The sequence below is a fragment of the Phycisphaerales bacterium genome (assembly GCA_016699835.1).
GTDB lineage: Bacteria > Planctomycetota > Phycisphaerae > Phycisphaerales > UBA1924.
Genome location: CP064987.1, coordinates 2,982,664 through 2,997,325, shown reverse-complemented (window position 1 = coordinate 2,997,325; position 14,662 = coordinate 2,982,664). Strand labels below are relative to the sequence as shown.

Annotated in this window: 10 protein-coding genes; 6 read left to right on the top strand and 4 right to left on the bottom strand. The window is 64.4% G+C overall.

The features are described from left to right. Positions 1–15 precede the first annotated feature (15 nt). Together IPK69_12410 and IPK69_12405 are read right to left on the bottom strand one after the other, a co-directional pair. Positions 16–969 carry a sugar kinase gene (locus IPK69_12410; GenBank protein ID QQS08769.1) on the bottom strand — a complete coding sequence of 318 codons (954 nt, stop codon included), beginning with the start codon at positions 967–969 and terminating at the stop codon, positions 16–18. A gap of 173 nt (positions 970–1,142) precedes the next feature. Continuing rightward, positions 1,143–1,535 (bottom strand): hypothetical protein, encoded by a 393-nt coding sequence (locus tag IPK69_12405; protein ID QQS08768.1) that lies wholly within the window; start codon positions 1,533–1,535, stop codon positions 1,143–1,145. Positions 1,536–1,744: 209 nt separating this feature from the next. On the opposite strand from IPK69_12405, the gene IPK69_12400 reads away from it, so the two are divergent. The 6 genes from IPK69_12400 (at position 1,745) to IPK69_12375 (ending at position 10,158) form a co-directional block, all read left to right on the top strand. After that, positions 1,745–4,099, top strand: coding sequence for an excinuclease ABC subunit UvrB (locus IPK69_12400; protein ID QQS10483.1), 2,355 nt, complete (start codon positions 1,745–1,747; stop codon positions 4,097–4,099). Between the two features lie 116 nt (positions 4,100–4,215). After that, the gene (locus IPK69_12395; protein ID QQS08767.1) at positions 4,216–5,208 is read left to right on the top strand and encodes a glycosyltransferase; all 993 of its coding nucleotides are present in this window, start codon (positions 4,216–4,218) and stop codon (positions 5,206–5,208) included. 29 nt (positions 5,209–5,237) lie between these two features. Further along, positions 5,238–5,495, top strand: coding sequence for a hypothetical protein (locus tag IPK69_12390; GenBank protein QQS08766.1), 258 nt, complete (start codon positions 5,238–5,240; stop codon positions 5,493–5,495). Positions 5,496–5,524: 29 nt separating this feature from the next. Continuing rightward, entirely contained in the window at positions 5,525–5,809 is a 285-nt protein-coding gene (locus IPK69_12385; protein QQS08765.1) for a zinc ribbon domain-containing protein, read from the top strand. Positions 5,810–5,943: 134 nt separating this feature from the next. Then, a complete protein-coding gene (gene uvrA, locus IPK69_12380; GenBank protein ID QQS08764.1) occupies positions 5,944–9,309 on the top strand; it encodes an excinuclease ABC subunit UvrA in 3,366 nt (1,121 codons plus the stop codon). 129 nt (positions 9,310–9,438) lie between these two features. Next, positions 9,439–10,158 carry a hypothetical protein gene (locus IPK69_12375; protein ID QQS08763.1) on the top strand — a complete coding sequence of 240 codons (720 nt, stop codon included), beginning with the start codon at positions 9,439–9,441 and terminating at the stop codon, positions 10,156–10,158. Positions 10,159–10,181: 23 nt separating this feature from the next. Here the strand turns inward: IPK69_12375 and IPK69_12370 are convergent, their stop codons facing one another. Both IPK69_12370 and IPK69_12365 read right to left on the bottom strand, forming a co-directional pair. Continuing rightward, positions 10,182–12,620 carry a UvrD-helicase domain-containing protein gene (locus IPK69_12370; protein QQS08762.1) on the bottom strand — a complete coding sequence of 813 codons (2,439 nt, stop codon included), beginning with the start codon at positions 12,618–12,620 and terminating at the stop codon, positions 10,182–10,184. A 40-nt stretch (positions 12,621–12,660) separates the two neighbouring features. Next, positions 12,661–14,613, bottom strand: coding sequence for an amino acid permease (locus tag IPK69_12365; GenBank protein QQS08761.1), 1,953 nt, complete (start codon positions 14,611–14,613; stop codon positions 12,661–12,663). Positions 14,614–14,662: the final 49 nt, after the last annotated feature.

Here is a 14,662-nt window from a genome sequence, read left to right as displayed (position 1 = left end):
GAATGACGGCTTCCATCAACCGATGCGCGTCATTTCCTCGTACTCGCGCAGGCGCTGATCGATCTCCGATCGCTTCAGTGTCTTGAGGCGTTCGAGGCTGTACGACTCGATGTTGAAACTCGCGGCGACCGTGCCAAAGGCGAGGGCCGTGCGAATCGAGGCGTAGGACGTGAGTTTCTTCGCGTCGGTGGATCCTGTGCTGGAGAGGTAGCCCATCATGCCACCGGCAAAGGTGTCGCCCGCGCCGGTGGGATCGACGACCTTCTCGGTCGGGTATGCCGGGAGAGCGGCGAGGCCGAAGCCCAGCGTGCCGTGGGCGCTGCCGTCGCGATGGACGAGGAGCGCTCCGTGCTCGCCCTTCTTGATGACGACGAACGACGGGCCCAGGTCCAGAATGTGCCGCCCCGCGGTGACGGGGTTGCTCTTGCCGGTGAGCAGTTCGGCCTCGTCGTAGTTCAGGACGATGCCGTCGATCTTCTTGAGCAGCATGAGCAGTTCGGGCTTGGCGATGTTGATCCACAGGTCCATCGTGTCGGCGACGGTGAGGACGCGATGGGGCAACTGCTCGATCATGCCGAGTTGCACGGCCGGGTGGGTGTTGGCGAGGAAGACGTGGCGTGAGTGGGCGAACGACTCGGGAACGCGCGGCGGGTGCTCGGCGAGCACGCCCAGTTCCGTGAAGAGCGTCTCGCGCGAGTTCATGTTGGCGAGGTACTTCCCGCCCCAGGCGAAGGTCTTGGAGCCTTGGCGGGTCTCGAGTCCAGCGAGATCGATGCCCTTGAAGTGCTCGAGGACGGCGCGGTGTTCCTTCGGGAAGTCATCACCGACGGCCGCGACGAGGCGCACGGGCGCGAAGAATGACGCCGCCGCGGCGAAATAGGTGCACGACCCGCCAAGCACGCGTTCGGCGTGGCCCGTGGGTGTGTACACAGTGTCGATCCCGATGGTTCCGGTGACGATGAGTGCCATAGTGCCCCAGTGTAGGTGAATGCACTCGTGCACGGGATGCACGACACAGAGAAGGTGGGATGTATAAATGGAAAGGGCCGACCTCCCTCGGCCGGCCCTTCCGTGATTCCCCCTTTATCCCTCCATGGATCTCTTCGTCCCGGATCCCCCGAAGTTCCCACACACTGTGTGAGTTAGTCGCAGTAGGTGCGGCTGCGGGTGCTGCCGCTGGAGATCACGAGGCTCCCGCCGTTGCCCCCGATGCGGATCGTGATGCCGGTGTCACGGGGTGCGGGACGGCAAACGGGCCTCGGTGCAGGCCGGGGCGCGGGACGGCAGTGAGAGTCCCGACCGCGGTCGTGGCGACCGTGCGCCCCTCGATCCCGACGTCCGCGATCGTGATGGTCGCGATCACGGTGTCCTGCCGTCACGATCACGCGTGAGGCGTCGTTCTGGCGGAAGTCGTACCGGTTGCGGGCGTTGTCGTTCCCGCGAGGCCCACCGGCGAACGCGGCCGAGCCGAGGCTCATCGCGCCCACGAGAGCGGCGAGGGTGAGGCCCTTGAACGAGGTCTTGAATCCGAACATGGCTGCCTCCTTCTTTCGCAAACGTTCTCTCGGAGCCGAGTGTCGTGACTCGCGCTCCTCAAGTTTCGAGCCCCACTCGTTCCTCCTGACGACCGTCGTCAGATTGGCTTTGTGAGTGCTCACTAATATGACGCTGAACTCGTGGGTTTGTTGCATGAAAAACACCAATGAGGCGAAAATCCGCATTTTTGCCCTGATACCGCCGTTTTATTGTGCCCAATGTACTGAAATCCGAACAGAGACCGACTCGACTTGAACGGGACCGATATCCTGCTCTTGTGACCCAACGCCCGTTCCAGGTTGTCGCGCCCTTCAAGCCCACGGGGGACCAACCCCAGGCGATCGAGGCGCTGTATCGGGGGCTGCTCGATGGGAAGCCCGCCGTCTGCCTGTTGGGGGCGACGGGAACCGGCAAGACGTTCACGATGGCGAACGTCATCGCTCGGCTGAACAAACCGACGCTCATCATCAGCCACAACAAAACACTCGCGGCCCAACTCTTCGAGGAACTCCGCGACTTCCTCCCCGAGAACTCCGTCAACTACTTCGTCTCGTACTACGACTACTACCAGCCCGAGGCGTACATCCCCGCGCGCGACATCTACATCGAGAAGGACTCGTCGCGCAACGACGAACTCGATCAGTTGAGGCTGGCCGCGACGAGCAACATCCTGAGCCGTCGCGACTCGGTCGTGGTCGCGAGCGTCTCGTGCATCTTCGGGCTTGGCTCCCCCCAGGCCTACGGCGAGCGTGTGCTCTCGATGACGCGGGGCAGCCGCATCCACCGGCGCGATTTTCTCATGGCGCTGAACGCGATGCAGTACCAGCGGTCGGAGATCGAGTGGAAGCGCGGGCAGTTCCGAGTGCGTGGCGACGCGATCGAGGTCTGGCCGGCGTACGAGAAGTATGCCGTACGCATCGAACTCTTCGGCGACGAGATCGAGCGTGTGGACCTGCTCAACCCGACGACGGGCGAGATCGTGGCCGAGGAGCGCCAGTTCTTCCTCTTCCCCGCGGTTCACCACGTGATGCCCGAGCACCAGTTGGAGTCGGCCCTTGCGGGGATCCGCGCGGAACTCGACGCGCGAGTGATGGAGTTGCGATCGAAGGGTCTCTTGCTCGAAGCGCAGCGGCTGCTCTCGCGGACGAAGTACGACCTCGAACTCCTCGAAGAGACGGGCATCTGCCCGGGGATCGAGAACTACTCAAGATTCATGGACGGCCGCACGCCCGGCGAACGACCGTATTGCCTCATGGACTACTTCGACTTCGCTCCCCCCCCCTCACCCGCAAACGAGCGGGAGGGTGTGCTGGCGCGATCCGCCGCGGCGATCGCGGAGCATGGCCCGCGCGGGATGCGATCGCAGGGGATCGAGGCGCCCTCCGCCGAAGCCTCGCCACGCCCGAACTTCCGCGACTGGCTCCTCATCATCGACGAGAGCCATGTCACGATCCCGCAGATCAAGGCGATGTTCAATGGCGACCGGGCTCGCAAGACCGTGCTCGTTGATCACGGCTTCCGCCTGCCCAGCGCCCTGGACAATCGCCCGCTGCGATTCGAGGAGTTCGAGTCGATCGTGCCCCAGATCATGTTCGTGTCGGCGACGCCATCGGCATACGAACTCCAGCGCACGAGCGGCGAGGTGGCGGAACAAGTCATTCGCCCGACGGGACTGCTCGACCCGATCATCGAAGTGAAGCCCGCGAAGGGGCAGATTCTGGACCTCCTTGAAAAGGCGAAGGAGCGCGTGGCGGTGGGCGAGCGCGTGCTGGTGACGGCCCTCACGAAGCGCCTCTGCGAAGATCTCGCCCACTATCTCGACCAGCAAGGCCTGCGCGTGCGATACTTGCACAGCGACATCGAGACGCTCGATCGCGTGGAAATCCTGACAGACCTTCGCCTTGGCAACTTCGACGTGCTCGTGGGCGTGAACCTGCTGCGCGAGGGGCTGGACCTCCCCGAGGTCTCGCTCGTGTGCATCCTCGACGCGGATAAGGAGGGATTCCTCCGCTCGCCGACGTCGCTGATCCAGCAGATGGGCCGCGCGGCCCGGAACGTGAACGCGCTCGTCATCATGTACGCCGACGCCATGACGCCCGCGATGCAGGCGGCGATCGAGGAGACCGAACGCCGTCGCACGAAGCAACTCGCGTACAACGAGGCCCACGGCATCACGCCCAAGACGATCATCAAGGCGATCAAACGCGGATTGGATGCGGAACTCAAGAGCCGCCGGGCCGCGTTGCGATCGGTCGAGGCGAACGAGCCGGAGTTCCCGATCGTGGAACTCATCGCGACGATCGAGCAGGAGATGGTGGGCGCGGCCCAGGACCTGGAGTTCGAGAAGGCCGCGGCCTTGCGTGACCAACTCCAGAAACTCAAGGCGATGCAAGCCGACGCCATCGCCAAGGGTCGCGAGGCGAAGTTGCGTCGGTCTGAACTGCAAGCACTCGCCTCGGGGCAGACGGGGCGGATCGGACGCGGGCGTGGAGGATCGGGGACGGACGGCCCGCCTGGCGCCCCAGGTCGGCGTGCCGGGAAGAAGGGGCGGAAGCGCGGGTGATGTCGACCTCATCAGTCCGGGACGCCGATTCGACATCGACCGGGCATGACCTACCTTCTCGCGTGTCCAAGGACCCATCCAAGGCTGCATCGTGTAGTGTGCCGCGCGATCTACGCGTGATGTGCCAGCCCGACTCGGGCGCAGGAAAGGCGCGTCCGCCGCTGGGCCTGCAGGCGGCACTCATCCGGGCCGGTGTTGACGCGAAGGACTTTCCAGTTCCACAACCACTGGCAAAGGTTCTCTCTCGATTGCGGCTGGTACGTCCGTTTTCGTCGGCCGAACGTCGGCAGAGCCGGGGCCGCACCATCATGTGCGCGAGTTGGGGGTACGCGTGGTGGTCATTGCCTGATGTGTGGACGCGTGAGATCGTGCCGTGGTGCTTCGACTGCTGGGAGCCGATGTTCACGCTGTGGGATCGGACGCTTCGTGATCTTGACTCGCGTGATATCTTTTTTTCTGCGCGCGATGTGATCCCGCACTTCTCGAAATCGCTGGCACGTGCGCGATGCCACTGGCTCCCCGAGGCGATCGAGCCGGAGTGGATGGATCCTTCGAAATCGCTCTATGAACGCTCCATCGGCGTGCTCGAACTGGGCCGCCGCCTCGAGTTGTTCCACGACGCCATCACACCCGCTCTGCAGCGTTCGCACGTGACGCATGTCTACTCGAAAGCGGGCGAGCAACTCTTCCCGGGAACCGAGGGTGTGCGCACCGCTCTTGCCGACACACGTGTCCTCGTCTGCCACCCAAAATCCATGACGCATGCCGGAGGCCCTCGCGGCGCGGGATCCATCGAGACCGTCACGCAGCGGTATTTCGAGGCCTTCGCGTCGAGGGCGCTCGTCGTCGGACACTGCCCTCGCGAACTCCGCGATCTCTTCGGCTTCGACCCGGTGATCTCATCCGGCGAGCCGATCGAATCGGTAATCGAGAGAATCGCGGAGATCGCCCGGCATCCGGAGCGGTTCCAGGCCCACGCCGACCGGTGTTATGAGCGATGCCTGGAGGTCGGGACGTTCGACGCCCGGGCGAGCTCGATGCTTGAGATACTGTCATCGTCGGGTTCGTCTGACCAACTCTCGAACATCGCATCGATGGCGAAGGAGTGAGTCGCGCTTCCGACTCGCTACGATGACGCATGCCCGATGAGCCTCAAGCACCCCGTCGAATGCCGCCCGAGCCCACCGTGTGGGACAATCTGCGACGGAAACTGCCGTACTACCTGATCGGCCTGGCGATCGGGTTCGTGATGCTGGGGTTCATCCGCATGGGACACGAGAAGGCACGAAGGGCGGAACAGATGAACGCCACTCCACCCGTGGCGCCGTTACCGGAAACACCCGCATCAGGAACAATGACCCCGTCCGATGCGAAGAGAATCGTGCCCGCCCGGTAGGTGATTGGACCGTGGCTCCGGAGGATGCCATGAAGCACAGACATTGGCTGCTCGTGATCGCCGCGTGCTTTGTGGTGTACGCGTTCCTGGCGATCCGCATTTCCGGGCTGCCCATCGTGAACTACGGGACCAACGACATCCAGGCGTGCACGACGATCGTCGTCACCCTGGTGGCGTGCTGGACGCTCCTCGAACTCGGTTCGAAGTTCTTCGAGCACGCCCGCCGAGGCACGTGCGGTTCATGCGGCTACTCGCTCAAGGGCTTGAAGTGCCCTGAATGCGGCTCAGACCTCGGCCCGAATCGACACAAATGATGCCCAGGTACGACTCGAGGCTACCTCCCTAATTGGCTGTCGAATCGCAAGTGGCACTTCTCGATACAGTGAACCAAGACAGACCACATATGAACGGAACCCTATCATGCATGGTCATGGAGGGTGGTGATCGCATGTCCACGAAATCAGTTCCACGCCGGGTTCGAGCCTCGGAGCCGTCACAATCGAGCGCCGAATCTGCTTCGGACGGCGTCGTCGAAGCCAAGCCTGTGAGTCGCCGCGCGATGCCCGAATCCAGAACGAAGGCACGTCCCGACTCCAAATCGATCGTCGTGCGTGGCGCGCGCGAGCACAACCTCAAGAACATCGACGTCACCATCCCACGCGATCAACTCGTCGTCATCACGGGCCTCTCGGGGAGCGGCAAGAGCAGCCTCGCGTTCGACACGATCTTCGCCGAGGGCCAGCGCAAGTACATGGAGTCGCTCTCTGCGTACGCGCGCCAGTTTCTGGAACAACTGAAGAAGCCTGATGTGGACGAGGTCGAGGGCGTGCCGCCGACGATCGCGATCGAGCAGCGGTCCGGGACGGGCACGCCGCGATCCACCGTCGCGACGACGACGGAGATCTACGACTATCTCCGCCTGCTCTTCGCCCGCTGCGGGCGCCCGCACTCATGGGCTGTGACGAAGGCGAAGAAGGATGGCACGCCGACCGCGCGATCGGGCGTGCCCATCAGCGCGACATCCTCGACGCAGATCGTTGATTCGTTGGTGGCCCGCCTCGCCGAGTCGGGCGGCTCTGCTTCGGGAGTTACAAAGACCCGCCTCGGAGAGGCGGGCCACCAGGGCACGCGCCTCATGATCCTCGCCCCGGTCGTCCGCGGCAAGAAGGGCTTCCACCGCGAGGTGCTCGAGGAACTCACGCAGCAGGGCTGGACCCGCGCGCGCGTCAACGCCGCGATCGTCGATCTCCGCGACGTGCTCAAGGAGCCGGGCGAGAACCCGCTGAATCTCGGGCGCTACGAGAAACACACCATCGAGGCCGTCGTCGATCGACTCTCGATGGACGCGTCACCCGATGCGGGTTCACGCCAGCGACTTGCCGAGTCGATCGAGGCGGCCCTCCGTCTCGGCGAGGGCGGCGTGGTCACGGTGTCGATGGAATCGCCGGGCGCCAAAGGTGCCGAGTGGCGCGACACGACGTATTCGACGCGCTTCGCCGATCCCGATCATCCCGAGGTCGCCCTCGAAGAACTCGCGCCGCGGCTCTTCTCGTTCAACTCGCCCTTCGGCGCCTGCCCCACGTGCAACGGGCTCGGGACGGCTGTCGAGTTCGACGAATCGCTCATCGTCCCCGACAACTCGGTTCTCCTGAACGAGGGCGCGATTGCGCCCTGGAACAAGAACGGCGCGTGGCGAGGCTGGTTCAACCGCAAACTCCGGAAGTTCTGTGCCCAGTTCGGCGGCTCGATGCAACGCCCCATCGGCGACCTCACCAAAGACCAGCGCCAGATCCTGCTCTATGGCGAGCCGGACGCCGCGGGGGGCGGTGCCAAGCCGAGGAAGCAGAGCTGGGGGAAACGCAAGAAGAACTGGCCCGGTGTCATCCCCGAAATCTCGGAGTGGTGGAAGACGAGTGAGTCGGACAACGTGAAAGAGTTCTTGGGGCGATTCCTCTCCCAGAAACCCTGCGCCTCGTGCCTGGGTGACCGTCTGAAGATCGAGGCGTTGCACGTGCTGCTCGCGAGCACGCACAAGGCCGACATGAAGAAGGCCGCATCGGAAGCCGTCATCGGTCGCCCGAAGCACGACGGCACGATGCTCAACATAGCCGAACTCTCGCGCCTCACGATCCCCGACGCCGCGGAGTTCCTCGAACGCGTCGTCCTGAGCGAAGAGCAATCCAAGATCGCCGAGCCGATCCTCAAGGAGATCAATAACCGCCTCCGCTTCCTCCGCGGCGTGGGTCTCGAGTATCTCTCCCTCGATCGACGCACCGCCACGCTCTCCGGCGGCGAGGCGCAGCGCATCCGCCTCGCCTCACAGGTCGGCAGCGGCCTCGTCGGCGCGTGCTACGTCCTCGATGAGCCGACCATCGGCCTGCACCAGCGCGACAACGACCGCCTCATCGCCACACTCCGCCATCTCGCCGACATCGGAAACACCGTCCTCGTCGTCGAGCATGACGAGGACATGATCCGGGCCGCGGACCACGTGCTCGACATCGGCCCTGGTCCCGGCGTGCACGGCGGGCGCGTCGTCGCGCAGGGCACCATCGAGGAAATCTGCGAGACCGAAGGCTCGTTCACGGGCGACTATCTCTCCGGACGCAAATCGATCGACGTGCCCAAATCGCGACGCGATGTGTCGGAATCCAAAGCCGTCGTCGTCAAGGGCGCGAGCGAGAACAACCTCAAGGGGATCGACGTCGCCTTCCCGCTCGGCGGCCTCGTCTGCGTCACGGGCGTCTCCGGCTCGGGCAAGTCCACCCTCGTCACCGACATCCTGCTGCAATCTGCGCGCAAGCACATCACCGGCTCGCGCGTCACGCCCGGCAAGCACAAGTCCGTGAAATGGCCCAAATCGCTCGACCGCGTCATCGAGGTCGATCAGACACCCATCGGCCGCACGCCCCGCTCCAACCCCGCGACCTACACCGGCATCTTCGACGAGATCCGCAAGGTCTTCGTCACGACCAAGGAAGCCAAGATCCGCGGCTACAAGCCCGGGCGATTCTCCTTCAACGTCCCCTCCACTCGCGGCGGCGGGCGCTGCGAGGCCTGCCAGGGTCAGGGCCTCAAGAAGATCGAGATGCACTTCCTCCCCGATGTCTACGTCGAGTGCGAGGTCTGTCGCGGCAAGCGCTACAACCGCGAGACGCTCGAGGTGAAGTATCGCGGGCAGTCGATCGCCGACGTGCTCGACATGACGGTGGAAAAGGCCGTCGGCTTCTTCGAGAACCACCCGAAGATCGCCCGGTTCCTGAAGTGCCTCCACGATGTCGGACTCGATTACCTGCAACTCGGCCAGCCCAGCACGACGCTCTCGGGGGGCGAGGCCCAGCGCATCAAACTCGCGTCAGAACTCGGCAAGACCGCCGGCGCGTACGCCGCCGTGGCCCTGACCTCATCCGACACCGACACAGACGACGCCGACGCACACGACTCGGGATCCGATGACGCCGACCTCATCGAACTCGAATCCGACGACGAGGAATCCACGCCGACGCGTTCCCGCCTGCCGCGTGCGGGGTCGAGCGGCTCGACGCTCTACATCCTCGACGAGCCGACGACGGGACTGCACTTTGAGGACATCCGCAAACTCGTCGAGGTCTTCGACCGCCTCGCCGACGCGGGCAACACCCTCGTCGTCATCGAGCACAACCTCGACGTGATCAAGCGGGCCGACTGGCTCATCGACCTCGGGCCCGAGGGCGGCGAGGGCGGTGGGCGCGTCATCGCGACGGGCACCCCCGAGGCCGTCGCAAAGGCGAAGGGCTCGCACACGGGGCGGTATCTGGCGCGGATGCTGGGCTAACCTTGGCAGACCTTTCAGTCCACAGGGGTGCCTCTCATGATCATTATTTACGGCCGAAAAATCAGCCGCAAACAGATTGGCGTCGCGGGGCACTTCTGTCCACAATGCCGAGCACTTCGGCTCTTTAAGGTGATCGATCTGATCAGCGTCGAGCACCTCTACTACATCCCGCTCTGGGGACGAAAGAACATCGGACGAGAGTTCCAGTGCACAGAGTGCAAAGTGGGACAGGTCTTTGATCCACTGACTGGCTGTTCAGCACCGCGCAATGAGGTTCTCGATCAATCCTTAGAGTCGCTTCTGCTGCTTGCCGAGAAGACCTCGCCGTGGCCTCTTGAGAAACTGCACACCAGACTCCAGTTGGAAGATGAGTTACGTGCCGGCCTCCTCGAACCGCAGGAGCGTCACTCGTTGATGGCCGAGGCCATGGACAATCTTCTTGTTCTTCTCGTACGCAAAATGAACTCGGACTGGCACATGCTGCCCTGGGCCCTTGTTTTCATCTTTCTTTTTATTCCGAGCATCATCGTGTGCGTGCTCTCGCTCATGACGCGATTCAATGGCCTGTCACACCCGATTCATCACGTGCTCTTTATGTATGCCCTTGCGAGTACTCCGCTCCTGATCCTGACGTGGCTCATCATCTGGAAGATCCGTAGTCCACGCATCGCGGCACGAAAATACGCCCTTCCCAAACTTGCCCGATCACTCGCCGCATTCAGACCATCACATGACGAGGTTCATTCCATGCTGGACCTCGCGAAAACCCGTGGGTCGCCGCTTGGAAAACTCCTGAAGGTTGAAGAGATCGACCTCGCGATCCAACACGAACTCGCCAGAGGCGCCTGAAGGTTGAACCTGCAAGATTCTCGTCACGACACAACCGTCAGCCGCGCGTACTCCAGCACCAGCGTCTTCGTCCCCACGCCCTTGAACTCGATGACGGCCCTCGCCTGAGCCCCGCCCGAGACCGACTTCACGACGCCGACACCGAACTGCGGGTGGCTGACCTTCGAGCCGACCGATACGCCGCCGGCGCTGCGACGCGCACCGCTCGTCGACCGAGATGTTCCCGTGGAACCGGGCCGGCCTGGCCCGCTCCCTCCGGTGCCGCCCCCCACCCCGGCCTTTCGCGTCGGCACGCCGTCGAACCAGCCGCTCTGCTCGAGGTCATCAAACGCGTCGCTCTGGTCGCTGAAGGTCACGTGCTCCCTGGGCAGTTCCGAGAGGAATCGGCTGGGAATCGTCCGCTCCGCGAAGCCTCGCACGGCACGATATTTCGCCGAGGTGATATGCAGGCGCCGACGCGCCCGCGTGATCCCCACAAAGCACAGACGGCGTTCCTCCTCGAGTTCCGCCTCGCTCTCAAACGCGCGAGAATGCGGCAGCGTCCCTTCCTCCAGCCCAACCATCGCAACGCACGCGAACTCCAGCCCCTTCGCCGCGTGCAGCGTCATCAGCGTCACGCTCCCCTGCGACGGATCCACCGCGTCGGCATCGGCAACAAGCGCGACACGCTCCAGATACGCCCGAAGCATCGCGAGCAGTGGCGGGGTGGCGTTCGATGACACACTCGCATTCTCGCCCCCACCTTTCTCGCCCGGCTCAACCAGCGACGCCTCGAAGAACGCTGGATCGTCCGCCGGGTCGTACGAGTCCTCGAACTCACGGGCCGAGCCGATGAGTTCGTCGAGGTTGTCCAGCCGCTGCTCGTCGGAGTCACTCTTGCTCGCGGCGGCCTGCGCCTTGTACATCGCCATCAGGCCCGATTCCTGCACGACACGCTCGACGAGATCGCCAAGCGATCCTGCAGACTCGCCCGTTCCTGCCCCTTCCGCGAAGAACGTCCCATTGCCCGTCCACGAGTCCACCATCGCGACGAACTTCTCGATGCCCGAAGCCGCGCGCGTCGAGAGGGCCGCGACTTCTCGCGCCCGCCGCAGCGCCTCGAAGAGCGTCGTCTGCTGTTCGCTCGCGAACTGTTGCACGTGCTTCATCGCCGCGTCACCGATGCCCCGCGCCGGCGTGTTCACGATCCGTAGCAGCGAGACGTCGTCGGCCTGGTTCGCGAGTACACGCAGGTACGCCAGCGCACTCTTGACTTCCTCTCGCTCATAGAACGCCGTACCCCGGGCGATGGTGTACGGCACGCCCTCAGTGCGGAGCGCGTCCTCGAGCACACGGCTGAGCGCGTTCGTGCGATAGAAGACCGCCATCTCGTTCCAGGGAAGGACACTCTCGCCATCACCGACATCGCGCCGGGCCTTGAGCCAGTCAACGACGAGCGAGGCCTCGTGGCGTTCATCGCGGCAGAGCACGCACTCGATCCGCTCGCCGCCGGGGCGTGTCGTGAAGAGGTCCTTGTGCTTGCGGCGCTTGTTGTTGCGGATGAGCGTGTCGGCGGCGGCGAGGATCGGGGCCGTCGAGCGAAAGTTCTCGCCCAGCGTGACGACGCGCGTGCCGGGGAAGTGCCGCTCGAACTCGAGGATATTGCTGATGTCGGCCCCGCGCCAGCCATAGATCGCCTGGTCCGGATCACCCACGACACAGATGTTGGGCGTGCGACCCTCGCTCGCGCCCGCCTCGGCGATCGCTGCCGCAATCTCGAACTGGGCGGCGTTCGTGTCCTGATACTCGTCGATCAGCAGGTACGACCAGCGACGCCCGATCTCCTCGCGCGCCTCGCGATCGTTCTTGAGCATCATCGCTGTTTTGAGGAGGAGATCGTCAAAGTCCACGGCTCCGGCTTTGCGCAGCGCCGCCGCGTACGCCTTGTACACCTTCGCGATGTTCTTCGATGAGAAGTCCGTGGCCCTGGCGGCATAGGCATTCTCGTCCTGCAAAGCATTCTTCGCCGTGCTGATCGCCGAGAGGACCGCGCGGGGTGGGAAGTTGCTCGTCGAGAGTCCCACATCCGCGATCACGCGTTTGCACAGCGACTGCTGGTCCGACGCGTCGTAGATCGCAAAGTCCGGCGCCAGCCCCGCGCGATCCGCGAATCGCCGCAGGAGCCTCGCCCCCAGCGCGTGGAACGTCGAGACCGTCATTCCTCGCATCACGCGCGGATCATCGCCCAGGATCGCCCGCACACGCTCACGCATCTCGCCCGCGGCCTTGTTCGTAAACGTCACTGCGAGGATCGACCACGCGGGCACGCCCAACGAAACGAGATACGCGATCCGGCGGGTGATGACGCGCGTCTTCCCGCTCCCCGCGGCGGCCAGCACGAGCAATGGGCCCTCGGTGTGCGTCACCGCCGACCGCTGCGCCTCCGTCAGACCTTCCAGCAACTCCATCCGTGGTTCTGTCACGCCGCAAGCGTACTCACGACGCCCGGCAAAAGCGGGCGTTTCAGGCGTGACCGACGTCATCCTCGTCCGTCGTGGAAGAGGCCTGCACGCCGGCCACGCTTGCCGGGTGAGCCGCCGTCGCCTGGACCTCGTGGGCCATGAGTTTCGTCGCACGGAGCACCAGCGAGACCTCATCGGGCAGAGTCTCGGCAACCTTCGCGACCACGTCCCCCGACACTCGCCGCGCAAAGAGCGTCCGCTGGCTCTTGCCCATGATCAGCGTGTCGCAGCCATACGTCACCGTGTAATCGAGAATCTCCTCGGCGACCGTCGGCGAGACCACATAGATCGGGAAGAATGGGACGCCTGACTGCTGGGCGAGCACCGCCACCGTCCCCAGCGACTTCTGCGCCTGCGGATCGCTCTCGACCCGTGGCAACTGCCCGGGCGCCACGTCGATCAATCGCATCGTGCGCACATAGATCGCAAAGAGCACGCCGCCACGCTTCTTCGCGAGGTCCACAGCAAACTCCGCCTGCTCCTGCCCGCGTGCGGCGAGCATGATCCGTGGCGCATCCGCGGGCATCTTCGCCGGCGCGGCCCTGAGCGCCGCGAGCCATCCCTCGCTCGGCGCGGCGACCGGCTCTCCCTCCCTGGGACGAAGCGACCGCAGCCCGAATCGAATCGCGAGCACCGAGATCACCATCACGCCCGCGAAGAGCGTCGCCATGGGCTTTCGGACAATGATCGTGATCTCCACGAGCGACATGAAGACGCCCATGATCCACAGCCCACGCCGCTCCCACGTGGTGATATCCAGCCCGCGATTCACCGCGCACGACAGAAAGTTGATTGCGATCGCGCCCACCACGCCGATCGCGTACAACTCGCCCAGCGCCTTCGCGTCGGAGATCAAGAGCAGCACCACGCTGGGCAGGACCACGGCGACGATCAGCCCGACCCAGGGCACGCCCGAATAGTTCAGTCGTGTCAGCGCGCGAGGCAACTCGCCGTCCTGCGCCAGCGAGTACTTCACCGAGACCATCGCCATCACCGCCGTGTTCACCGCCGAGAGTAGCAACATCCCAAAGACGATCCCAGCGACGACACCGACGGTCTGCCCCGCGTGGAGACCGAACATCTCTCCGGCCGTGTGCGTGGCGAGCATCTTCACCGCCGTGTCGCGATACTGACGCACATCCCTCGGCACATCCTCGGGTTCGATGTCCTGACGAATCTCATACGCGACATAGTCGGGCGTCGTCGTGTCCAGGCGTCCGGGCATCGCGTTGAGTGCGACCCCGAAGACCATATTGAGCAGCACGACCTCGATGAGCACCGGCCAGATGGTGCGCTTGGCCGTCCGCGCCACAGGCTTCTTCATCAGGCCCGTCATATTGGCGACCGCCTCGACGCCGCTGAGCGCGAGGATGATGCGAACCAGCGACTCCCATCGCTCCCCGACCCTGGTCACGCCGTCCACGTTGAATGTCATCGACTTGACACCCGCGGGGAGCATCGGAAGGCACATCGCCCCGATCACCGCCGAGACAGCCACGGCCGCGATCGCGATCACGAGGGCGAACCGTCCCGCCCATCGCGCCCCGAGCCAGTTGATGATGCCGATCACCGCGATCGTTACGATCGAGGCCGGCACCACCCACTCGTGCGCGAGCCCCGCATAGTGAAACCCCTCCACCACCGAGAGCGATGCCGTGATGATGTAGCCGCACAAGAGCAGCGTCGCCCCGATCACCGAGAGCGTCGGGTTCACTTGCCGCGCCGCCGTGTACACCCCGCCGCCGTCGGGAAAGCACCGACAGACCACCGTGTACCCGCCCGCCACGATCACCATGATCACCGACATCGCCAGCAGGAACCACACCGACGCGTGCCCGGTGTAGTAGAACGCCAAGCCGAGCACATACAGACGGCTCGTCCCCCAATCCCCAAATAGCAGCGGCCCGGCGTGAAGCCAGGAGAGATTCCTCGGGCGATTCTCGATCGTCAGCATCGCGAGAGGTCCGAACCAACGCCTCGGCGAGTGGCCGCGCTCGCGACAT